This is a genomic window from Geodermatophilus ruber, assembly GCF_900114385.1.
Taxonomy (GTDB): Bacteria; Actinomycetota; Actinomycetes; order Mycobacteriales; family Geodermatophilaceae; genus Geodermatophilus; species Geodermatophilus ruber.
The window spans coordinates 372,760-395,870 of record NZ_FOSW01000003.1 but is presented as its reverse complement, the minus strand read 5'-3'; the positions used below and the strand labels follow the sequence as shown (position 1 = coordinate 395,870).

General features: G+C 72.3%; 16 protein-coding genes. 6 read left to right on the top strand and 10 right to left on the bottom strand.

The annotated features are described in order from the left end of the window. Window positions 1-11 precede the first annotated feature (11 nt). On the top strand, window positions 12-1,409 hold the full coding sequence (locus tag BMZ50_RS06905) for a lipase family protein (protein ID WP_218146132.1): 1,398 nt from the start codon (window positions 12-14) through the stop codon (window positions 1,407-1,409). A 420-nt stretch (window positions 1,410-1,829) separates the two neighbouring features. Here BMZ50_RS06905 and katG read toward each other — a convergent pair whose 3' ends face one another. Both katG and BMZ50_RS06895 read right to left on the bottom strand, forming a co-directional pair. Next, complete coding sequence (gene katG / locus BMZ50_RS06900; RefSeq protein WP_091322548.1) at window positions 1,830-4,058, bottom strand: catalase/peroxidase HPI; 2,229 nt, start codon at window positions 4,056-4,058, stop codon at window positions 1,830-1,832. 48 nt (window positions 4,059-4,106) lie between these two features. Next, window positions 4,107-4,544 (bottom strand): Fur family transcriptional regulator, encoded by a 438-nt coding sequence (locus tag BMZ50_RS06895; RefSeq protein WP_091322547.1) that lies wholly within the window; start codon window positions 4,542-4,544, stop codon window positions 4,107-4,109. Window positions 4,545-4,769: 225 nt separating this feature from the next. Between BMZ50_RS06895 and BMZ50_RS06890 the strand changes: the two genes are divergently transcribed. The 5 genes from BMZ50_RS06890 (at window position 4,770) to BMZ50_RS06875 (ending at window position 11,741) form a co-directional block, all read left to right on the top strand. Further along, entirely contained in the window at window positions 4,770-6,344 is a 1,575-nt protein-coding gene (locus BMZ50_RS06890) for an aldehyde dehydrogenase family protein (RefSeq protein WP_091322546.1), read from the top strand. 251 nt (window positions 6,345-6,595) lie between these two features. Further along, window positions 6,596-8,695, top strand: coding sequence for a hydantoinase/oxoprolinase family protein (locus BMZ50_RS06885; protein WP_091322545.1), 2,100 nt, complete (start codon window positions 6,596-6,598; stop codon window positions 8,693-8,695). A gap of 12 nt (window positions 8,696-8,707) precedes the next feature. Further along, complete coding sequence (locus BMZ50_RS06880; RefSeq protein ID WP_218146131.1) at window positions 8,708-10,696, top strand: hydantoinase B/oxoprolinase family protein; 1,989 nt, start codon at window positions 8,708-8,710, stop codon at window positions 10,694-10,696. After that, entirely contained in the window at window positions 10,693-10,986 is a 294-nt protein-coding gene (locus tag BMZ50_RS24485) for a hypothetical protein (RefSeq protein ID WP_218146130.1), read from the top strand. The genes BMZ50_RS06880 and BMZ50_RS24485 overlap by 4 nt, the downstream gene beginning before the upstream one ends. Next, the gene (locus BMZ50_RS06875; RefSeq protein ID WP_091322544.1) at window positions 10,983-11,741 is read left to right on the top strand and encodes an SDR family NAD(P)-dependent oxidoreductase; all 759 of its coding nucleotides are present in this window, start codon (window positions 10,983-10,985) and stop codon (window positions 11,739-11,741) included. The genes BMZ50_RS24485 and BMZ50_RS06875 overlap by 4 nt, the downstream gene beginning before the upstream one ends. 210 nt (window positions 11,742-11,951) lie before the next feature. On the opposite strand, the gene BMZ50_RS06870 is transcribed toward BMZ50_RS06875, so the two are convergent. The 8 genes from BMZ50_RS06870 to BMZ50_RS06835 all read right to left on the bottom strand — a co-directional run bounded on the left by BMZ50_RS06870 (window position 11,952) and on the right by BMZ50_RS06835 (window position 23,105). Then, window positions 11,952-13,718 carry an L-lactate permease gene (locus tag BMZ50_RS06870; RefSeq protein ID WP_091322543.1) on the bottom strand — a complete coding sequence of 589 codons (1,767 nt, stop codon included), beginning with the start codon at window positions 13,716-13,718 and terminating at the stop codon, window positions 11,952-11,954. A gap of 93 nt (window positions 13,719-13,811) precedes the next feature. Then, complete coding sequence (gene glcF / locus BMZ50_RS06865) at window positions 13,812-15,161, bottom strand: glycolate oxidase subunit GlcF (protein ID WP_177212687.1); 1,350 nt, start codon at window positions 15,159-15,161, stop codon at window positions 13,812-13,814. Next, the gene (locus BMZ50_RS06860) at window positions 15,161-16,429 is read right to left on the bottom strand and encodes an FAD-binding oxidoreductase (protein ID WP_091322542.1); all 1,269 of its coding nucleotides are present in this window, start codon (window positions 16,427-16,429) and stop codon (window positions 15,161-15,163) included. Before BMZ50_RS06860 ends, glcF begins: the two co-directional genes overlap by 1 nt. After that, window positions 16,429-17,985 (bottom strand): FAD-linked oxidase C-terminal domain-containing protein, encoded by a 1,557-nt coding sequence (locus tag BMZ50_RS06855; RefSeq protein ID WP_177212686.1) that lies wholly within the window; start codon window positions 17,983-17,985, stop codon window positions 16,429-16,431. Before BMZ50_RS06855 ends, BMZ50_RS06860 begins: the two co-directional genes overlap by 1 nt. 36 nt (window positions 17,986-18,021) lie before the next feature. Next, window positions 18,022-19,632, bottom strand: a complete 1,611-nt coding sequence (gene aceB, locus BMZ50_RS06850; protein WP_091322541.1) for a malate synthase A — start codon at window positions 19,630-19,632, stop codon at window positions 18,022-18,024. A 281-nt stretch (window positions 19,633-19,913) separates the two neighbouring features. After that, window positions 19,914-20,501, bottom strand: coding sequence for a hypothetical protein (locus BMZ50_RS06845; RefSeq protein WP_091322540.1), 588 nt, complete (start codon window positions 20,499-20,501; stop codon window positions 19,914-19,916). Window positions 20,502-20,563: 62 nt separating this feature from the next. Further along, window positions 20,564-21,025, bottom strand: coding sequence for a GAF domain-containing protein (locus BMZ50_RS06840; RefSeq protein WP_342708017.1), 462 nt, complete (start codon window positions 21,023-21,025; stop codon window positions 20,564-20,566). Window positions 21,026-21,107: 82 nt separating this feature from the next. Next, on the bottom strand, window positions 21,108-23,105 hold the full coding sequence (locus BMZ50_RS06835) for a PAS domain-containing sensor histidine kinase (RefSeq protein WP_091322538.1): 1,998 nt from the start codon (window positions 23,103-23,105) through the stop codon (window positions 21,108-21,110). Window positions 23,106-23,111 lie beyond the last annotated feature (6 nt).

The window sequence follows — 23,111 nt, the reverse complement described above, 5'->3', positions numbered from 1 at the left end:
TTAGGATGCCGATGTCCCCTCGTTCCCTCGTCGCCGGCCTGACCTGCGCCCTGGCCCTCTCGTTCGTCGCCGCCTCACCCGCCGCCGCCGAGGAGCCCTCGGGCCCGCGGCAGGTCAAGGGAACGGTCGACGACGGGGCCACCGCCTGGGTTGCCGACGTCCCCGCCGACTGGAACGGCACCGTGCTCCTGTACAGCCACGGCTACCGGCCCAGCTTCTTCCCCATCCCGCACACCGCCGAGAACGCTCCGGACGACGCGACCCGGCAGGCCCTGCTGGATCGCGGGTACGCCCTGGTCGGCTCCTCCTACGAGCGCAGCGGATGGACGCTGGACACCGCCGCCGAGGATCAGCTGCAGACCCTCGACGCGTTCCGCGCGGCGGTCGGCGAGCCGTCCCGGGTGCTCGCCGTCGGGACCTCCATGGGCGGCCTGGTGACCGGACAGCTGGCCGAGCTTCCGGGCACCCCCCTCGACGGGGCGCTGCCCACCTGCGGACTGATGCACGGCGGCGTGGACCTCCTCAACTACCAGCTCGACGGCGCCCACGCCATCGCCCAGCTGCTCGTGCCGCAGGGCACCGAGGTCCGGCTGGCCGACTACGAGGGCGACCTCGCCGCCGTCAGGGCAGCGGCGAGCACCCTCACCGACGCGGTCCGGGCCGCGCAGGACGACCCCGAGGGCCGGGCGCGGATCGCGCTCGCCGCCGCGCTCTACCACCTGCCGCGCTGGGCCCAGGGCCAGGCCGAGCCGGATCCGCGGGACTACGAGGCGCAGGTCGACGCGCAGGCCGCCCAGTTCAGCTTCGCGCTCGGCTTCACCTATCCGGCCCGGGTCGACATCGAGAGCACGGTCGGCGGCAATCCGTCCTGGAACGCCGGCGTCGACTACCGGGCGCTGCTGAAGCAGGCCGACGAGCGCGCGCAGGTCGAGGCGCTGTACCGCGCGGCCGGGCTCGACCTCGACGCCGACCTCGACCGGCTCACCGAGACCGCCTCGGTGACCCCCGACGAGGACGCGCTGCAGACCGCCTACGCCACCTCCGAACTCACCGGGGACCTGCAGGTTCCGGTCCTGAGCCTGCACACCACGCACGACGTCCTGGCACCGGTGCAGGTCGAGGAGGAGTACGCGGAGACCGTGCGGCGGGCCGGCGCGAACGGCCTGCTTCGCCAGGCCTTCGTGCACCGGCTGAGCCACTGCCAGTTCACCCCCGCGGAGCTGGTCGCGGCCGTCGAGGCCCTCGACGAGCGGGTCGCCACCGGTCGCTGGGGATCCGCAGCAAACCCGCGGCAGCTCGACGCCGCGGCCGAGGAGCTCGGCCTCGGCGCCTCGGAGATCCTGCCGAACTACCGACCGGCCGAGTGGCTCGGTGACCGCGGCGGTGAACTCGGCGGACCGCGCTTCTGAACCCCGCCGAAGTCCGGCACCGGGCCGGGCACCACGCGTGCCCGGCCCGACGCCGGCTCCCTCGACGCCGTCCCAGCCAGTCGCCGAGCCGACGGGCGTAGGCGCGAACCCGCCGGGTGGCCCTCGGTGACGCCCGCAGCTCGTCCAGCACCACCACGATGTCCCGGGCCACTCCCGTTTCGGGGCGCTGGTGAAGGGGTGATCGGGCAAGCAGGTCGTTCGCCGGCCCAGTCCGGCAACCGCATGCAGTCAGGTCGCCGCGACCTCGGTTGAGCTCCGACTCGTCTGCCGTGTCGGTCAGCTGCAGACGCCGGGGCGGCACCTGCCGCGAGGGGTTCGTCGGTTGGCGGCCGGATGGCGCCGAGGAGCGCCCACCTGATGTCGAGGTCGGCCGATGGGCGGCCGACCTCGACACCGGAATCACGCGAGGTCGAACCGATCGAGGTTCATGACCTTGTCCCACGCGGCGACGAAGTCACGCACGAACTTCTCCGTGGCGTCGTCGGCCGCGTAGACCTCCGCGACGGCTCGGAGCTCGGAGCTCGAGCCGAAGACGAGGTCGGCAGCGGTGGCGGTCCACCTGATCTCGCCGGTGGCGCGATCCCGCCCCTCGTACACGTTCTCGGCCGAGGCGGACGTCTTCCACTCCGTGCCCATGTCGAGCAGATTCACGAAGAAGTCGTTGGTCAGCGTCTCGGGTCGGTCGGTGAAGACGCCGTGCGGGGACCGCCGGTAGTTGGCGTTGAGGGCCCGCAGCCCGCCGATGAGCACCGTCATCTCCGGTGCGGTCAGGTTCAGCATGAAGGCCCGGTCCACCAGCCGGGTCTCCGGCGGCAACTTGTCTCCGGGGCGGAGGTAGTTGCGGAACCCGTCCGCGATCGGCTCCAGCACCGCGAACGCCCCGACGTCGGTCTGCTCCTGGGCGGCGTCCGTGCGCCCCGGCGCGAACGGGACCGTGATGTCGTGCCCGGCGTTCCGCGCCGCCTGCTCGACGGCCGCGCAGCCACCCAGGACGATCAGATCGGCGAGCGAGACCTTCTTCCCGCCGGATTGTGTGCCGTTGAAGCCCTGCTGGACCTGCTCGTAGGTCGGCAGCACCCTGGCCAGCTCGGCCGGGTCGTTGACGTCCCAGCTCCGCTGCGGCTCGAGGCGGATCCGGGCGCCGTTGGCCCCGCCTCGCTTGTCGGTGCCGCGGAAGCTCGCCGCCGACGCCCAGGCGGTGGAGACCAGCTGGGAGATGGACAGGCCCGAGTCGAGGAGCGTGCGCTCGAGGGTTGCGATGTCGTCGTCCCCGATCAGTTCGTGGTCGACCGGGGGGACGGGGTCCTGCCACAGCTGCGGCTCCGGGACCCATGGGCCGAGGTAGCGCGAGACGGGACCCATGTCACGGTGCAGCAGCTTGTACCAGGCCCTGGCGAACGCCTCGTCGAGCTGGTCCGGGTTCTCGAGGAAGCGCTGGGTGATCGGCCCGTAGACCGGGTCCACCCTCAGGGCGAGGTCCGTCGTCAACATCATCGGGGCGTGCCGCTTCGACGGGTCGTGCGCATCGGGCACGGTGCCCTGGGCTGCGGGGTCCTTCGGCGTCCACTGCTTGGCACCGGCGGGGCTGGTGGTCAGCTCCCACTCGTAGGTGTGCAGGTTCTCCAGGAACCCGTTGTCCCACCTCGTCGGCTCGTTGGTCCACGCGCCTTCCAGCCCGCTGGTGAGCGCGTCGCGGCCGACGCCGCTGCCGTAGGTGTTCTTCCAGCCGAGGCCCTGCTGCTCGATGGGCGCAGCCTCGGGCTCCGGGCCGATGTATTCCGGGCTGACGGCACCGTGACACTTGCCGACGTTGTGGCCGCCGACGATGAGCGCGACCGTCTCCTCGTCGTTCATGGCCATGCGACTGAAGGTCTCCCGGATGTCCCGGGCCGCCGCCACCGGATCCGGACGACCGTTGGGCCCCTCCGGATTGACGTAGATCAGGCCCATCTGGACGGCGCCGAGCGGCCCGGTGAGCTCGCGGTCGCCGCTGTAGCGCTCGTCCCCGAGCCAGGTGTCCTCCGGCCCCCAGAAGATCTCCTCGGGCTCGTAGATGTCCTCTCGGCCGAAGCCGAAGCCGAAGGTCGTGAACCCCATCGACTCGTAGGCCACGTTGCCGGTGAAGATGAGGAGGTCGGCCCAGGAGATCTTGCGGCCGTACTTTTTCTTGATCGGCCAGAGCAGCCGGCGCGCCTTGTCGAGGCTCGCGTTGTCCGGCCAGCTGTTGAGCGGGGCGAAGCGCTGCGCGCCCTGGCCGCCACCGCCGCGGCCGTCGGCGATGCGGTAGGTGCCTGAGGCGTGCCAGGTCATCCGGATGAACAGCGGCCCGTAGTGACCGTAGTCGGCCGGCCACCAGTCCTGGGACGTCGTCATCACCTCGACGAGGTCCCGCTTCAGCGCCTCGACGTCGAGGGTCTTGAACTCCTCGGCGTAGTCGAAGTCCCCGCCCATCGGATCGGACTTCGGCGAGTGCTGACGGAGGACCGACAGTTCCGGCTGGTTCGGCCACCAGTCCCGGTTCTCCCTGGGCCGGTGCGGCTTGGGAGTGGGGCTGGGGATTGCGGGGTTCTCGCTCTCGCTGATGCTCTCGGTTGCGGTCTTGTCGCTCAGGCCGAATCTCTCGGTCACGTCGGACCTCTTCCCTGTCGCGCCGCTTTCCCGTGATGGCTGGTTGCTTCAGCCGCCGGACGTCGATGCCGCGACACACTCGGGGCATCGACCCCAGTAGATGACCTCGGCCTCGCCGACGTCGTAGCCCGAGGCGTCGGGCGCCGTCAGGCAGGCGGTGTCGCCGACCGTGCCCTCGACGTCGGCGATGGCGCCGCACGACCGGCAGACGAGGTGATGGTGGTTGTCCCGGCCCCGCGCCTCGTAACGGGCCACGGAGCCCGACGGCTGGAAGCGCCGCACCAGGCCAGCGGCGGTCAGCGCGTGCAGCACGTCGTAGACGGCCTGGTGGGACACCGGGCCGAACTCCTTCCGTACGGCAGTGATGATCGAGTCCGTGTCGGCGTGGGGCTGGGTGTGCACGACCGACAGCACCGCGAGCCGAGGACGGGTCACGCGCAGGCCGGCCCCGCGCAACATGCGCTCGTCGTCCGACGTCGTCGGCACACATGGAAGCCTGGCCCCACGTCCGGAGGCGATCAACCCCCGCGAGCTTCAGCCCTCGAGATCCGCAAATCCGGGCCCCGCTACGACGCGAGTGCGCGTGGTCACGACGCTCCGCCCCGGCGGTCCGAGAGGGCGCCGTGCCCCCGCCGAGCGGTCAGAGCGGGTCCACTCGGACGCGCGGCCGGCACCCGAGCACGGCGGAACCGGAACCTCCGAGGAGAACCCATGTCCCCGGCAGTCGTCGAACAGAACCAGGGCGCACTCCACGTCAAGCCCGGCACCGAGTGGGCTGCCGTACTCGGTCGGGCGTCCCGCCTCGCGCCCGAGGCCTTCGGCACCGACCGGTTGCACAACCTGGTCAACGGGTCGTGGCGGGCCACCGGCGAGCCGGAGGTGCTGATCAGCCCGGTCGACGGCAGCAAGCTGATCGGCCTGCCCCGGTTGTCGGCGGGAGAGGCGCAGCACGCGGTGCATGCTGCTGCCGAGGCCCACGCCGAGTGGTCGCGGACGCCACTGAGCGAGCGACAGGCACGGGTCGTCGCCGCGGTCGACGCGATGGCCGACGTGCGCGACGAACTCGCCCTCCTGCTGGCCTGGGAGATCGGCAAGCCGTGGAAGCTGGCCTGCGCCGACGTCGATCGAGCCCTGGACGGTGTGCGCTGGTACGTCGATGCGATCGAGTCCATGCTCGGCGACCGCGCGCCGCTGTCGGGGCCGGTGAGCAACATCGCGAGCTGGAACTACCCGATGTCGGTGCTGGTCCATGCCGAGCTGGTGCAGTTGCTGGCCGGCAACGCGGTCCTGGCCAAGACGCCGTCCCAGGGCGGGGCCGCCTGCCTGACCCTGGCCCACGCACTGATGGCCCGGGAGGGGCTGCCCGTGACGCTGCTGTCCGGCGCCGGCGCGGAGCTGTCGGAGGTGCTGGTGCGCTCGCCGGGGATCGGGGCGATGGCCTTCGTCGGCGGCCGCTCGGCCGGTGGCAAGGTGGCCGCGTCGCTGGTGGACACCGGCAAGCGGCACATGATCGAGCAGGAGGGGCTCAACGCCTGGGGCGTCTGGGACTTCTCCGACTGGGACGGTCTCGCAGCCCACCTCAAGAAGGGCTTCGAGTACGCCAAGCAGCGCTGCACCGCCTATCCCCGCTACGTGGTCCAGCGGGAACTGGTCGACCAGTTCCTCGCCATGTACCTGCCGGTGATCCGGTCCATCCGCTTCGGGCACCCGCTCGCCGTCGAGCGGGACGACGACGACCTGCCGACGCTCGACTTCGGCCCGGTGATCAGTGCGGCAAAGGCCGATGACCTGCACCGCAGGGTCGGCGACGCGCTGCACCGCGGCGCCATCCCGCTCTACCGCGGCAGCCTGGCCGACGGGCGCTTCATCGCGGGACAGGACACGTCGGCGTACGTGGCGCCGGCCGCACTGCTGGCGCCGGGTGGTGCGTCGTCGCTGATGCACGCCGAGCCGTTCGGGCCCATCGACACCATCGTGGTCGTCGACACGGAGGCGGAGCTGCTGGCCCAGATGAACGCCTCCAACGGCGCACTGGTGGCCAGCATCGCCTGCGACGACGAGGACAAGGCGCGTCGGCTCGGGCGCGAGCTGCGGGCGTACAAGGTCGGCATCAACAAGCCACGGTCGCGAGGCGACCGAGCCGAGACGTTCGGCGGGCGCGGCGCATCCTGGCTGGGCTGTTTCGTCGGCGGTGAGCTGCTCGTGCAGGCCGTCACAGAAGGCCCGGCGAACGAACTGCTCTACGGCAACTTCCCGGAGCACAGCCGCTACCCGAGTTCCGTGTAGTCCGTCGTCGCCCCGGCAGCAGGGGAGTGGCCACCCGAACGGCTCTCCCCGGACAGCGCGGCACCTGCCGAGCAGCCGCCCGACGCGGCGGAGATCGGGCGGCGCAGCGAGTGCCTGTCTCGCCTTCTGAAGCACGGAACGGTTCTCTGGACAGCAGGCTGGCGTTCTGCTTCAGTGCAGTGGCCCGCGTCACATCACGTGGGCCACTGCTCATTTCCGCGAGGTCAGGCCACTTCAGCCCAGGGGGCGCCATGGCACACGTCATCGGGATCGACATCGGCGGCACGTTCACCGACGCGTTCGCGGCGGACGAGACAGGACGGGTGGCCGGGGTGAAGACCCCGTCGACGCCGCCAGACTTCTCCCAGGGCTTCCTGGCGGTGCTCGACGAGCTTGCCGCCGCGCTCGAGACCGACACCCGCTCGCTGCTCGCGGACACCGACTACATCGTCCATGGGACGACGTCGACGCTGAACGCGCTCGTCACCGGCGACGTGGCCACGGTCGGGTTCCTCACCACGCGTGGGCACGCCGACTCGATCTCGATCATGAACCTCGAGGGCCGGTACGCCGGGCTGGGGGCGGACGAGGTGCAGGACATGGTGCGCACCAACAAGCCGGCCGCCCTGGTCCCGCCGCAGCTCATCAGGGAGATCGACGAGCGCGTCGACCACAAGGGCGCCGTGGTGGTACCGCTGGACGAGGAGGGTGCCCGGCGCGCGGTCCGGGAGCTGGTCGACGCCGGGGCACAGGCGATCGCGGTCAGCCTGCTGTGGAGCTTCCGCAACCCGGCGCACGAGCAGCGCGTGGGCGAGATCATCGCCGAGGAGGCCGCCGGCCTGTACGTCGCGCTCTCCAGCGACGTCAGCCCTCGCATCCGCGAGTACGCCCGCAGCGCGACCACGATCATGAACACGCAGGTCGGCCCGCGGCTGCGGGACTACCTGCAACCGCTGGAAGCCGAGCTGCGCGCCCGCGGCTTCTCGGGCTCCCTGCTGGTGATGCAGGGGTCCGGCGGGTGCGTCGACTCGGGGGCCGCGCCGGCCCGGGCGATCACCACGATCGGGTCGGTCCTCACCGGCGGAGTCGTGGGGTGCATGCGGCTGGCCGGCGAGCTCGGCCACCGCAACGTCATCTCCACCGACATGGGCGGCACGACGTTCCTCGCAGGCCTGGTGGTCGACGGAGAGCCGGTCTCGACCACCTCGACGGTGCTCAACCAGTATCAGCTCAGCGTGCCCATGGTCGACGTCCACACCATCGGCGCCGGGGGCGGGGCGATCGCCTGGCTCGACGCCGGCCACAACCTGCGCGTCGGCCCGCGCAGCGCCGGCGCGCGGCCCGGGCCGGCCTGCTACGGCGAGGGGGGCACCGAGCCGACGGTCACCGACGTCGACCTCCTGCTGGGCATCATCAACCCCGACAACTTCCTCGGTGGCCGGAAGAAGTTGTCGCGGGAGCTGGCCGAGGAGGCGGTGCGCACGCACATCGCCGAGCCGCTCGGCATGTCGATGGACGACGCAGCCGCGGCGGTCTACGCGATCCAGAACGCCCAGACCGCGGACCTGGTCCGCAAGGTCGTCGTCACCTCCGGCCAGGACCCCCGCGACTTCGTGCTCTACGCCTTCGGCGGCGCCGCCCCGATGCACTGCGCCAGTTACGCCGCCGACCTGGAGATCGGCGAGGTGGTCGTGCCGCTCGGCCCGACCGCGGCGGTGTTCTCCGCGTACGGGCTCGCTGCCTCCGACATCGTGCTGACCGCGGAACTGTCCTCGCCGACCAACTTCCCGCCGCCGCCGGAGACGTTCAACGCCGCGTTCGGGCAGCTCCGGCGGGAGTTGGATGCGCAGCTGTCGGAGCAGGGCCTGAAGTTCGCCAGCGTCGGATACCGCAATGAGGCCGACATCCGCTACACGATGCAGCTGGCCGAGGTCGAGACGCCCGTGCCGTCCGAGGAGCTCGACGAGGCCGGCCTCGAGACGGTCGGCGCAGCCTTCGGCGAGCTCTACGAGCGGCTCTACGGCAAGGGGGCCGGCTTCTCCGAGGCCGGCCTGCAGCTGATCACCTACCGCACGCGCGCGGTCGGCGGGCTGTCCATCCGCCCGCGGCTGGCCGAGGTCCCGCCGGCCGAGGGGGATCCGCGGCCGACCAGCAGCCGCAGGGTCTTCCTCGACCCCCGGCACGGCTGGCAGGACGCCGCGATCTACGACTACCGCGACCTGGCCGCCGGCCACGAGCTCAAGGGCCCCGCCGTGGTCGAGGCCCCGACGACCACCGTCGCGCTCCCCGAGGGCTGCGTCGGTCGCGTCGACCACCTCGGCAACCTCGTCATCCGCTACACGCAGGCCTGATCGGAGACCCAGATGCCCGTGATCCCCGTTGCCGGCTCCGAGGAGTTCGCCAACCGCCCGGTCTCGCCGGCGGAGACCCGCCGCGCGGTCAGCGACGCCGTCCGGCTGCACGACGTCGACGCGGCCGCGGTCGAGGCCGTCGACCCGCTCACCTACGAGGTCATCCGCCACCGCCTCACCTCGATCACCGAGGAGATGGGGGAGGCGCTCAAGCGCATGTCCGGCTCCGTGGTGGTCACCGACTGCAACGACTTCGACGCCGCGATCATGGACGAGGTCGGCGAGGTGGTGCAGGTCGGTCTGTACAACACGCAACTGGCCGCCTCGCTCGACATGGCCGTGAACTGGACCCTGCGCAACCGCTGTCGGCGGCCTGGAATCGGCCCGGGCGACATGTTCCTGTGCAACGACCCCTGGGTCGGCGGTGGGCTGCACCAGAACGACGTGAGCCTGTTCGCCCCGCTGTTCGTCGACGGCGAGATCTTCTGCTGGACCGGCGCTGTCGCCCACCAGGTCGACCTCGGCGGCGTCTCTCCGGGCAGCTGGTCGGTGGCCGGGACCGACGTCTTCTGGGAGTCCACGCCGATCCCCCCGGTGAAGATCGTCGAGGGTGGCGAGATCCGCGACGACATCGAGGACGTCTACCTGCGCCGCTCGCGGGTGCCGCGGCTGGTCGCGCTCGATCTGCGGGCGAAGATCGGCGCCAACAACGTGGCGCACGAGCGATTGCGCGCGCTGTGCCAGAAGTACGGCGCCGCGACGGTCAAGGCGGTCATGCGCCGGACGATGGACGACGCCGAGGCTCGGCTGCGGGCCAAGCTGCGCGAGCTGCCCGACGGGTCGTGGAGCTCCGTGGCGCACCAGGACTCGGCCCGCGCCGGTGACCGTGAGATCTACAAGATCGTCCTCAACCTGACCAAGACCGGAGACCGGCTGACCTTCGACTTCACCGGCACTGATCCGCAGGTCGACGGGTTGATCAACTGCACGTACACCGGGCTGCGCGGCGGAATCATGCCGGTGGTCCTGACCATGCTCTGCGGCGACATCCCGTGGGCGCCTGGCGGCATCGCCCGGTGCCTGGACATCGTCAGCGAGCCGGGCACGATCAACAACTGCACCTTCCCGGCGGGCATCGGCAAGGCCTCGGTGGCCTCCGCCTGGGCGACCACCAACGTGACGACGGAGTGCCTGGCCGGTCTGCTCGACTCCCACCCCGAGCACCGCCAGCGGCTGATGAGCGCCTGCTGCGGGACGTGGGACTTCGCCCTGCTCGCCGGCGTCGACCAGCGCGGCGGCGGTTTCGTCACCATGCTCTGTGACTCGATGGCCGGCGGCCTCGGCGCCCGCGCCGACTCCGACGGTGTGGACACCGGCGGGCTGGCGGTCATCCCGATGGGCCGTGTCGCCGACGTCGAGATGAACGAGTTCGCCTTCCCGATGCTCTACCTCTGGCGCCGGGAGGAGCCCGATTCCGGGGGAGCGGGCCGCTTCCGCGGCGGCGTGGGGGCCTCCAGTTGCTTCATCCCGTACGACAGCCCCGTCGGCGGCGTCCACCTGGTGGTGTCGGCTCCCGGCAAGGCGCTGCCCCTGGCCCCCGGGGTGTCGGGGGGTCTGCCGGCCGGCACGCAGTACGACGTCCTGCTGCGGAGCACCGCGATCCGGGACGCCTTGGCACAGGGCCGCATCCCCACCTCCCTCGACGAGGTGGGCGGCGAGCGAGAACTGGTCCCCGTGCACCTCGAGACCGGCATGGGACCGGACGACGTCTACTACACGCACTGGCAGGGCGGAGGTGGCTACGGCGACCCGCTGCTGCGCGACCCGGCGGCGGTCGCGGCCGACGTCGCCGCGCACAAGGTGTCGCGGCGCGGTGCGGAGGAGGTCTACGGCGTGGCCTTCGACGAGCACGGCCACGTCGTCGAGGCGGCGACACGAGACCGGAGAGCGGCGCTGCGGCGCCGCCGGGCCGGTCTGGAGAACGAGGAGGTCCCGGCATGACCGTGCACATCGACGACAACCTGGAGCAGCGACCCGACGGCGCGGTCGCCTGCCGGCACTGCGGTACCGCCGTGGGTGTGGCGGCCGAGCCGCTGCGGGACGCGCTCGTGCGGGAACGGGACCCGCAGGACGCGGGTCCGTCCGTGCGCGCCGAGCCGGCGCACTTCACGGACCGGCGGGTGGTGCTCCGGCTGACCTTCTGCCGGGGGTGCCTGACCCAGCTGCAGGCGGAGATCGTGCCGGCCGACGAGCCGTCGTTCCGCACGCGGAACCTGGCGGTGGGCCGGTGAGCCGCCTGGACGGCCGCGCCGTCGTCGTCACCGGGGCGGGGCAGGGCCTGGGGCGGGCCTACGCCCACCGGATCGCCGAGGACGGCGGCATCGTCGTCCTTGCCGATGTCAACGAGCAGGCGGTGGAGAAGGTCGCCGCTGAGATCGGGGAGGCGGGCGGGACCGCGCGGGCCCGTCGGCTCGACGTGTCCGACCCGGCCTCGTGCGCCCGGCTCGCCGAGGCCGTTGTCGAGGAGTTCGGCGCCGTCCACGGCCTGGTGAACAACGCCGCGATCTTCTCCACGATCACCATGCGGCCGTTCTGGGAGATCCCGGTCGAGGAGTGGGACCGGCTCATGGCGGTCAACCTGCGCGGGCCCTGGCTGGTGACCAGCGCCCTCCTGCCGGCGCTGCGTGCGGCGCACGGTGCCAGCGTGGTCAACGTGGGCTCCGACGCCGTGTGGCTGGGCCGGCCCGGCTATCTGCACTACATCGCGAGCAAGGCCGGCGTCGCCGGCATGACGCACTCGATGGCCCACGAGCTCGGCGGCGACGACATCCGGGTCAACTCCCTCTCGCCGGGGGCGACCTACACGGAGGTCCCGCGCGGCACCGTCACGCCCGAGCAGAAGAAGTCGATGCACGCGGCCCAGGCCCTGCACCGCGACGCCGGACCGGAGGACATGGTGGGGGTGGTCGCCTTCCTGCTCTCCGACGACAGCCGGTGGGTCACCGGCCAGACGATCAGCGTCAACGGCGGCATCCTGCACCGCTGACCTCTCCACCGGGTCGGCGGCGGTCCCCGCGCCCGCCGCCGACCCGCCCGACGCGCGTCATCCGGGCCGGCGTCCCTCACCGACGACGCCCGAGCACGATCACCCGCGGTCCACGCCGGCCGACGATGACCGTCGTTGGTCGCTCGGGCCGGCCGGCGGGGCGTGGATGGACCGCGGCCGTCGTTTCCGCCCCGGCGGTCTCGAGGGCGGTCAGGGCACCATCCAGCTGAGCACCGGCGACGCCTGCAGCACGACGATCACACACATGAGCAGCAGGAGCCCGATGCTCCAGCCGAACACCTTGCGGAACAGGTCGCCCTCCCGGCCGGCCATGCCGACCGCGGCCGCGGCGATGGCCAGGTTCTGCGGGCTGACCATCTTGCCCAGGACACCGCCGGAGGAGTTGGCGGCCGCCAGCAGCACGGGGTCCAGGCCCGCGCCGGCCGCCGTCTGCACCTGCAGGGCGCCGAAGAGGGCGTTGGCCGAGGTGTCCGAACCGGTCACCGCCACGCCGATCCAGCCGAGGATGGGGGAGAGGAAGACGAAGAAGGACCCGGTCTGGGCCAGGGCCGCGCCCAGCGTCCCGGTCTGGCCGGACTGGTTCATGACGTAGGCCAGCGCGAGCACGGCCATGACGGTCGCGATGGCCCAGCGCAGCTCGACGTAGGTCTCGGCGTAGGCGCGCAGAGCCCTCCTGGGCGAGATCCGCAGGACCAGCGCGGTCAGGATGCCGGCGAGGATCATCAACGTGCCCGCGGCCGGCAGCCAGTTGAACATGTACGTGGTCGAGGCGACCTCCTCGTCCGAACCTGCGGCGAAGACGTTCAGCCCGGGCCACTGGAAGACGTAGGTCCAGGGCTCCTCGGCCAGGGCCGCCTTCACCGGGCCCAGGTTCGCCAGCGCGAAGATCACGATGATGATCCCGTAGGGGGCGTAGGCCTTCACGACCTCCGCACGGCTGTCCTCGACGGCGTCCCCGGTGCCCGAGCCCGCCCTGCTCGCCGGGGCGGCGTCGTCGCGTCGATCCTGGCGCCCCGGCGCGTCTCCCAGCTCCTCACCGGCCGTGGCCCCGGGCCGGCCGGGGGCCGTCCCACGCCCGCCCGCCGCCGCGGAGGTCGTCACGGGTGCAGCCGCCCCGGCGGGCACCCCGCGGCGCAGGCGGACGACCGCGACCACCGCGGCCGCCGACACCAGCGCCGCGATGATGTCGGTCAGGGGCACCGAGATGAAGTTGGCGGCGACGTACTGCGCCAGCCCGAAGGAGATGCCCGCCGTCAGGGCGGGCAGCCAGGTCTCCCGGAGCCCGCGCCGGCCGTCCACGACGAACACGAGGACCAGCGGGACGACCGCGGCGAGGATCGGGGTCTGCCGCCCCACCATGGCGCCGAGGGTGTCCACGGTCAGGCGGGCGTCGTCGTTGACCCCGGACGTCACGGTCGCCAGCGTCACGATCGGCGTCGCCAGGGCCCCGAAGGCGACCGGTGCGGTGTTGGCGATGAGCGCCACGGCCGCCGCCTTGATCGGCTGGAAGCCCAGGGCCATCAGCATGACGACGGTGATGGCCACCGGCGTGCCGAAGCCGGCCAGCGCCTCGAGCAGCGCGCCGAAGCAGAACGCGATGATGATCGCCTGGATCCGCTGGTCGGGGCTGACCTTCTCGAACGAGCGCCGCAGGACGTCGAAGTGCCCGGTGGCGACGGTCAGGTTGTAGACCCAGATGGCGTTGATGACGATCCAGAGGATCGGGAAGAAGCCGAAGGCCGCACCCTCCGTGGCGGAGAGCAGGGCCTGCCCCACCGGCATGCGGAAGGCCACGATCGCCATGACCAGGGCCACCCCCAGGGAGATCAGGCCGGCCAGCCAGGCCTTGATCCGGAGCACTCCCAGGAGCACGAACAGGGTGATCAGGGGGACGGCGGCGCACAGGGCGCTCAGTGCGAGTGATCCCGCGACGGGGTTCTTCACCTGCTCGAACACGCGCTCTCCTCGGCGTTGAGGTCCCGGCGGAGGCCCGCCCGGCGGAGGCCCGCCCGGCGGACTGGTGCGGCGGGACGTACTCGGCGGATGACGTCAGGGGACGGCGAGCGCGGAGACGGGCAGGCCGCGGATCGACGCGTCGAGCACCTCGATCGTGTGGGCCATGGCGATCCGCGCGCCCTGCCGTTGCAGTGCCGACGCCACCTGCATCAGGCACCCGGGGTTGGCCGTGACCAGCAGCGAGGCGCCGGTCGAGGCGATGTTGCGGGCCTTGCGGTCGCCGAGCTCCCGGGCGGGCTCGGGGAAGAGGACGTTCCAGATGCCGGCCGAGCCGCAGCACAGCTCGGCCTCGGGGATCTCCCGCAGCTGGAGTCCGGGGATGTCCCGCAGGAGGGCGCGGGGCTGGGCGCGCACGCCCTGGGCGTGCCCGAGGTGGCAGGCGTCGTGGTAGGCCACGCTCACCTCGAGGGGGTGGCGCTCGGCCACCGGACCCAGCTCCGCCAGGAACTCGGAGACGTCGCGCACGCGGCCGGCGAACGCGCGGGCCCGCTCGGCGTAGCCGGGGTCGTCCGCGAGCAGGTCGGCGTACTCCTTCATGCTCGACCCGCACCCGGCCGCGTTCACCACGACCGCGTCCACCCCGGCGGCCTCGAAGACGTCGATCGTGCGCCGGGCGTAGCGCTTCGCCTCCTCCTCCCGGCCGTTGTGCACCGAGAGGGCGCCGCAGCAGCCCTGGCGTGGGGGCACGATGACGTCGCAGCCCTCGGCGGCCAGCACTCGCGCCGTCGCGGCGTTGACCCCGGGGAAGAATTCCCCCTGCACGCACCCGGTGAGCAGACCGACCACGGCCCGTCGCCGCCCGAGCGCGGGGATCCGGCCTGGCAGCCGCTCCGGTCTGGTCAGCGGCGGCGCGAGGTCGGCCATCGCGGCCAGCCGGGGCGCGATGCGCTCCAGGGCGCGGCTGCGCCGCACCAGACGCTGCAGGCCGGTGGCCTGGTAGGCGCGCAGCGGCCCGCGCATCAGCCGCAGCCGACGCTTGTGCGGGAACAGGGCGAAGATCGTCGCCCGCAGCGCCCTGTCGCTGCGCGGCCGGTCGTGCCGGCGTTCCACCTGCGCGCGGGTGGCTTCGATCAGCCGGTCGTACTGGACACCCGAGGGGCAGGCCGTCACGCAGGCCATGCAGCCCAGGCAGGCGTCGAAGTGCTGCACCATCGCGTCGGTCATCGGCTCGCCCTCGAGCCCCGACTTCATCAGGTAGACGCGCCCGCGGGGGGAGTCCATCTCCTCGCCCCACAGCGTGTACGTGGGACAGGTCGGCAGGCAGAAGCCGCAGTGGACGCAGTCGCCGACCAGCTCCGCCGACGGCGGCCGGTGGTCGTCGAAGGCTGCCTGCACGGGCATCCCCAGGGGCACCGGCCCGGTGCGCTCCGGCGTCGTCGTCATCAGATGCCTCCCACGAACCGCCCGGGCGCCAGCCGGCGTTCCGGGTCGAACTGCTCCTTCACGCGGTGCATCAGGTCCAGGGCGGGCACGGGGCCCCAGGTGTCGACGGCGGCCTTGACCTCGGCCGGCGCGTCCAGGATGACGAGCGCACCGCCGAGCGCGGAGCACTCGGCCCGCAGCCGCGCCACCACGCTCCCGACGGCGGACGGCCCGGCATCGGCGGGCAGTGCGCCGTACAGGACGCCGGCACCGGCTGATCCGCGCAGCTCGAGGGGGACCCCCGCCTCCGCGGCCGCCGTCCGGGCGGTCGCGAGCACCCGGGCGAGGCCGGAGAGCGCAAACGTGGTCTTGAAGGCGGTGGCCCGGCGGGCTGCCCCCGCCCACGGGAAGGCGCCCCAACCGTCGGTGAGGTCGCCCTCCTCGGCGCCGGCACCGAGCAGCTGCCGGGTGGTCGCCGTGCGCCCCGCCACCCCGGCCTCGATCCCCTCGAGCAGCACGCTCACGGTGCCCGGCCCCTCGGCCGGCCAGTCGACCTCCACGGCGGCCGGCACGACCTGGCCGGAGAGCACCCCCTGGACCAGTCGCTGCGCCTCCTCGGGGCGGTCGAAGCGAGCGGTCACCAGGCGGCGCGCGGCAGGCAGGGGGTGCAGCCGGAACACGGCCTCGGTGACGACGCCGAGCGTGCCGAACGACCCGACGATCAGCTTGCCGAGGTCGTAGCCGGCCACGTTCTTGACGACGCGGCCGCCGGCCTTGGCGACCACGCCGTCGGCCCGGACCAGCGTCACCCCGATGAGCAGGTCGCGCGCGGTGCCGAAGGCCACCCGCCGCGGCCCGCTCAGGTTGGTGGCCAGCGTCCCGCCGACCGTGGCCCCGCCCAGCGGGTCGTCGAGTGCCAGCCGCTGGCCGGCCGAGGCCACGGCTTCCTGGACGGCGGCCAGCGGCGTCCCGGCCTGCACGTCGACGATGAGGTCGCCGGCCGCGTGGTCCTGGACGGCCGCCAGGCGGGCGAGGTCGACGACCAGATCGGCGCGTTCGGGCGGCCGGCCCCACGTGAGCTTCGTGCCGGCGCCGCGGGCGACCACCGTGAGCCCCGCGGCGGCCGCCGCCCGCAGCACCTCGGCGACCTCCGCGGTCGACGCCGGCCGCGCCACGAGCGCGGTGGCGACGCCGTCGACCGCGTCGGCCGGCCCGGCCTCGGCGACGTCGTCGCAGGCCGCGGCCAGCGCGGTGCGGGCCGCGCCCACGTCGAGGGCCGGCGCCGACATCAGAACGCCTCCGCCAGACCGGCCTCGACCAGCGGGTGGGCGCCCCGCCGCCTGCCGGGCACCTCGCCGCACAGCCGCGGGGTCGGGAAGACCTTGCCGGGGTTGGCCACGCCGCCCGGGTCGAACGCGCAGCGGACCAGCTGCATCGTGTCGAGGTCCTCGGCGGAGAACATCCGCGGCATGTAGGCGGCCTTGTCGATGCCGACCCCGTGCTCTCCGGTGATCGAACCGCCGTGCGAGATGCAGAGGTCGAGGATCGCGCCGCTCACCTTCTCGGCGGCCTCCCCGGCGCCTTCGACCGCGTCGTCGAAGAGCACCAGCGGATGCAGGTTCCCGTCGCCGGCGTGGAACACGTTGGCCACGCGGACGCCGGAGGACGAGGACAGCTCCGCGATCGCGCGCAGCACCTCCGGCAGCGCCGTCCGCGGGATGACACCGTCCTGGACGATGTAGTCGGGGCTGATCCGGCCCACCGCGGCGAACGCCGACTTGCGGCCCTTCCAGATCAGCGCACGCTCGGCCGGGTCGGTGGCCACCCGCATCTCGAACGCGCCGTTCTCCCGGCAGAGCCGCTCGACCTCGGCCAGCTCGTGCTCGACCTCCGCGCGGGCCCCGTCGATCTCGACGACCAGCACCGCGCCCGCCCCGGCGGGGTAGTCGCAGTGCGTGGCCGCCTCGGCCGCCTCGATGGCCAGGGCGTCCATCATCTCGATCGCGGCCGGGACGATGCCGGCGCCGATGATCGCCGAGGTCGCCGCCCCGGCGTCGTCGGTGGACCGGAACCCGGCCAGCAGGGTCCGCACGTCCTCGGGCAGCCGGACGAGGCGGACCGTCACCGCGGTCGCGATGCCGAGCGTGCCCTCGGAGCCGACGACCGCGCCCAGCAGGTCGTACCCGGGGGCGTCGGGGGCGAGGCCACCGAGCTCCACGATCCCGCCCTGGGGCGTCACGAACTGCGCACCCATGACGTGGTTGGTGGTGAAGCCGTACTTGAGGCAGTGCGCGCCGCCGGAGTTCTCGGCCAGGTTGCCCCCGATGGAGCAGATCTGCTGGCTGCTCGGGTCGGGGGCGTAGTAGTACCCGGCCGGGGTGGCCGCGCGGGTGACGTCGAGGTTGATCACGCCGGGTTCGACGACGGCCCGCTGGTCCTCGGCGCGGATCTCGCGGATCGCACGCATCTTGGAGGTGACGATCAGGACGCCGTCGGCCCGGGGGAGCGCGCCGCCGGACAGGCCGGTGCCCGAACCGCGCGCGACGAACGGGACGCCGTGCTCGGAGCAGGCCCGGACGACGGCGGCCACCTGCTCGGCGGTCTCCGGCAGCACCACGAGTGCGGGGGTGACCCGGTAGTGGGCCAGTCCGTCGCACTCGTAGGTGCGCAGCCGGATGTGGTCCTCGATCAGCGAGTCCGGCGGCAGCACGGCCCGGGCCGCGTCGATCACCGCGGCCATGGCGGCCGGGGCGGGCCCGGAGCCACCCGTCGCCTCGGTCGCCTCCGGGGGGACGGGGCCGAGGACCGGCCCCGCGGTGCTCTCCGTGCCGTGCGTGACGCTCATGTCCGCACCTCCGGTCGGCCGACGTCTTCGGCGCTGTCAGGGCATGCGTTCGTAGGCGGGCAGGGTGAGGAAGTCGGGGTACTCGTCGGCCAGCGCCATCTCGGTGAACAGCGCCCGGGCGTCGTCCCACCGGCCGGCGCCGAAGGAGTCGCCGCGGGACTGGCGGATGGCGTCCATCTCCTCGGCGATGACCTGCTCGACGTGCTCGCGGGTCACCGGCGTGCCGTCGGCCAGGCGGACGCCGTTGTGCAGCCACTGCCAGACCTGGCTGCGGGAGATCTCGGCGGTGGCGGCGTCCTCCATGAGGTTGTTGATCCCGACCGCCCCCGAGCCGCGCAGCCAGGACTCCAGGTACTGGATGCCGACGCTGACGTTGCTGCGCAACCCGGCCTCGGTGATCTCACCCGGCGTCGACCGGACGTCGAGCAGCTGCTCGGCGGTGACCTGCACGTCCTCGCGCGTGCGGTCCAGCTGGTTGGGCCGGTCGCCGAGTACCTCGGTGAAGACCTCCTTGCAGAGGTCGACCATGCCGGGGTGGGCCACCCAGGAGCCGTCGAAGCCGTCGTTGGCCTCCCGCTCCTTGTCGGCGCGGACCTTCGCGAACGCCTGCTCGTTGACCTCCGGGTCCTTGGACGGGATGAACGCGGCCATGCCGCCGATCGCGTGCGCGCCACGCTTGTGACAGGTGCGGACCAGCAGCTCGGTGTAGGCGCGCATGAACGGCACGGTCATGGTGACCGAGTTGCGGTCGGGCAGGAGGAACTCCTCGCCGCGGGTCCGGAAGGACTTGATCACGCTGAACATGTAGTCCCACCGGCCGGCGTTGAGACCGGCCGAGTGCTCGCGCAGTTCGTAGAGGATCTCCTCCATCTCGAACGCCGCGGGATAGGTCTCGATCAGCACGGTGGCGCGGATGGTGCCGCGGGGCATGCCGAGGAAGTCCTGGGCCAGGTTGAACGCGTCGTTCCAGAGCCGGGCCTCGAGATGGCTCTCCATCTTCGGCAGGTAGAAGTACGGGCCCTGCCCGCGGTCGATCTGCTTCTGCCCGCTGGTGGCCAGGTAGAGGGCGAAGTCGACGAGGCTGCCCGAGGTCGGCTCGCCGTCCACGGTGATGTGCTTCTCCGGCAGGTGCCAGCCCCGCGGGCGGACGACGATCGTCGGCAGCTCCTCGTCGGGCCGCAACGCGTAGCTCTTCCCCTCGGCCGAGGTGAAGTCGATCTTCCGGTCGATGGCGTCCATGAGGTTGAGCTGGCCACCGACGACGTTCTCCCACAGGGGGGTGTTGGCGTCCTCGTGGTCGGCGAGCCACACCTTGGCGCCGGAATTGAGCGCGTTGATCGTCATCTTGCGGTCGGTGGGGCCGGTGATCTCCACCCGCCGGTCGATCAGGCCCGCTGCAGGCGGCGCGACCTGCCAGGAGTCGTCGTCGCGGATGTGCGCGGTCTCGGGGAGGAAACGGAGCGTCCCGCCGTCGGCGAGCGCCCGCACCCGTTCCTGCCGGGCCTGGAGCAGCTCCAGCCGCCGGGGGTTCAGCTCCCGGTGCAGCCGGGCGATCAACTCCAAGGCCTGCGGCGTGAGGACCTCGTCCTGGCGGTCCTGGCGCGCCCCGCTGATCTGAAGTCCGCCCACACCCTCGATCGTGCTCATGTCCGTGCGACCCCTCGCTCGTGGCTGGGCCGGCTGCGCAGCGGGTCCGGACACCGGCCGTCTTCCGCCTCGTGGAACTGCACCTGCTTCCCGTCGAGTATCGAGAGGCTTGGCGGGGAGGGCAACTTACCGGAGCCACCCGCGGACCCGCTACTGCGCGATCTGACCCTCGGTCCACGCCCCGGGGTGGGTCCCCTGGAGTGGTATAGATCGGGCTTCTCGCCTTGGTGGGCCGTGCTGAGCCTCGGCTCGCTGCGGCGGTCATGCGACAGCGCGCTCGGTCACCGCGAGGTAGGGGCTCTGGCGGCCTCAGCCCGGGTGGCGCGGACATGCCGTCGCCGCACCAGCCACCACGCACACGTGTAGCCGACCGCGGCCATTCCTGCGGCGGGCGCCCACAGCCAGCGTGAGGTCAGGTCACCGATGCAGTTGCCCATCACAGTGCGCCGCTCGTCCTGAGCGGCGCGCGACAGGGCGTCCGTCGCGGTCGCTACACCGGCATCTCCTCTGGAGACGGCCAGTTCGGCGCCACGCTGCCGGGTTCCATCGCTCTCCAGGGCACCAGCCGCCACCGCCGCACTGGCGCGGCACGTGCGCCCGTCGTCGGTCGTCGCTGCCAGGAAGACCTGGAGAACGGGTGCGATGACGAGTGTGGCCGCGAGCGCGGCCACCACCGAGACCGCCGCGAGCTCGCCCCGGAGCCCCGGTGTGAGGCCATGCCGGCCGGCAGGCAGGCGGAAGAACGCCCCCAGCACCACGAGCAGTGCGATCCCCGATCCTGCGCCCAGCCAGTCCCACTCGCCCTCGCCGCTGAAGCTGAGCGCCACGACCGCAGCCAGGGCCGTGCCCAGGAGCGCCGCCCGGTCCACGGATCGGGTGTCGTGAGGGAGGTCCGCACCGCCGACGGTGCCCGCAGTCTTCCCTCGAGCGCTCACTGCACGGCGCCAGGAGTCGCTTCGGCGGCAGCGCGCGAGGACCGACGACCGGCGTACGGGCGACTCACCGTCTGTCCTCCGCTCAGCAGGACGGGGACCATGGCCCTACCTCCGTCCCGTCGTGGTGCGCGCTCACGGCTCAGGGTGCCGTAAAGGGTGCCGTCCGGCAGGTGCACGGGTACCCCGCAGTAGGCGCCTGCTCCCAGCGCGGCTGTGGCCAACATGTCCCCGAGCAACGGGTGGCGGGCCACGTCCGGCACGGCCGCGGGGATGTCACCGTTGCGCATCAGCTGGCAGTAGCTCTGGTCGGGGCCGATGACGGCGCCTTCGGTCAACGGCAGCACACGGCTGTCGGAGGTCTCTGCGCGGTCGACGGCGGTGAGCACCTGGTGGATGTCGTCGATCCGGGAGAGGAAGGCGCGGTCCATGCCGAGGATGCGGCGGGCAGACGCCAGCAGCCGGCGGATCGCCGGGGATGGCTCACCGGCCGCCGGCGCTCCCGTGCCGGCGGGACGCCTTCATCCGACCGTGTCGATGGGCTCATGCAGCCGTCACCGTCTGCTGCCTCCCGCTGACGGGCAGGCGGATCGTGAACGTGGTTCCTGAGCCGGGGCGGGTATCGACGGTCAGCGTCCCGCCGTGCCCCTCGACGACCGCGCGGGTCAGGGGCAGTCCCTGACCGCTGCCGCGGCCGACGTCCTTCGTGGTGAAGAAGGGCTCGAAGATCTTGGGCAGCACATCGTGGGGGATGCCGCCACCGGTGTCGCTGATCCGGACGCTCACATGTTCGTCGTCGTCGAGGGCGCTGGACAGGCTGATCACCCCGCGCCGGCCGGTTTCCTCGATGGCGTCGGCGGCGTTGACGATCAGGTTGAGGAAGGCCTGGTTGAGCTCGGCGATGTCGCATATCACCGGCGGCAGCTCGGCCAGCTCCATGCGCAGGTCGGCGACGCCGCTGACCTGGGCGCGGGTCACGGTGACCGTCGCCGCCAGCGCCTCGTTCAGGTCCGCGGCCGTCTGCTCCTTGCTTCCGGGGTGGCTGAAGGTCTTCATCGCCCGGACGATGGTCGCGACCCGCTCGATGCCTTCCAGGGTCTCCCCCAGGGCGATCGGGACCTCCGCCTTCAGGTAGTCCAAGTCGAGGGCCGCCTCGAGTGCGCGGACCGCCGCCAGATGCTCCTCGAAGCCGCTCGATCCCGCCGCGCCGGCGAGCTTCCGGTACTGGCACAGCAGGCGGTGCATGGCCTCGTAGGCTCCGGCCACGAAACGCGCGTTGTCGCCCACGTACTGGATGGGCGAGTTGATCTCGTGCGCCAGCCCGGCGGAGAGCCGGCCGAGCGACTCCAGCCGGGATGCTTGCTGGCTCGCCGCCTCGCGGGCCTGGCGATCGGTGATGTCCCGGGTGCTCATCTGGATCTCGCTGACCGCGCCGCTGCTGTCCCGCAGCACGGAGAGGACCGCCTCCACCCACACCCAGTGGCCGTCACGGTGGCGCAGCCGGAAGGTCACCTCAAGACGCTCTCCTGGGGCGATCTGGTCGACGTCGATGTGGTCCATCCACTCGAGGTCATCGGGATGCACGAGCTCGCGGCCGTTGCGGACGATCAGCTCGTCCGGCGCGATCCCGAGGACGTCCAGTGAGGCCGGTGAGACGTAGAGGAGCTCGCCGTCGGGACGATGGCGGCTCATCAGGTCGCCGCTGTTCTCGGCCAGGTGCCGGTGCAACATCTCGGAGGTCTCCAGCGCCAACGCCATGGCACGGCGCTCAGTGACGTCGCGGAGGAATGCGTGGAACCGCCACGCCCCGGCCCACGGCATGCGTCCGATGGTGAGCTCGATCGCGATCTCCCCCCCGGCCTTGTTCTGGGCGGTGAACTCGACCGGCCCGACGGGCATGTCCGCCTCTTCGAGGGTGTGCAAGGCCTGCAGCCGAGCCGCGTACTCCTCGCGGAGGCGCACCGGCACGATCGTCTCCACCAGGGGCCGGCCGATGGCCTCGGACGCCGTCCAGCCCAGGAGGGATTCCGCGGCGGCGTTCCATCCGGTGATGGCGCCGTCGTGCTCGATCCCGACGAAGGCGTCACCGGCGGTCGCCAGGATCCCGGCCAGCTCGGCCACTGCCGAGCGCCGCTCGGTGGCGTCGGTGAACGTCACCACGGCGCCGACCAGTTGCCCGTTCAGGCGCAGCGGCCGGGACCGGTAATCGACCGCGACGGGCGTGCCGTCGGCCCGCCACAGCACCTCGTCGTCGGCCTGGGCCGCCCCGCCGAGTGCCGCGACCCGGTACATCGGGCACTCTTCGCGGGGCAAGGGCGAGCCGTCGGGGCGGCTGTGGTGGATGACCTCGTGGATGTTCGAGCCGATCAGGTCGGCCACGGCCAGGCCCAGCAGTTCACCCACCGCGGCATTGGCGTATCGGCAGATCCCCCTCGTGTCGACCAGGTAGACCCCTTCGGCGCAGGCGTCCAGGATGGCGCGGAAATCGACCTTCAACGGCGCGGACGGGGTGCCCCCGTCGGGGGCGAGCAGCGAGAACACGGGATC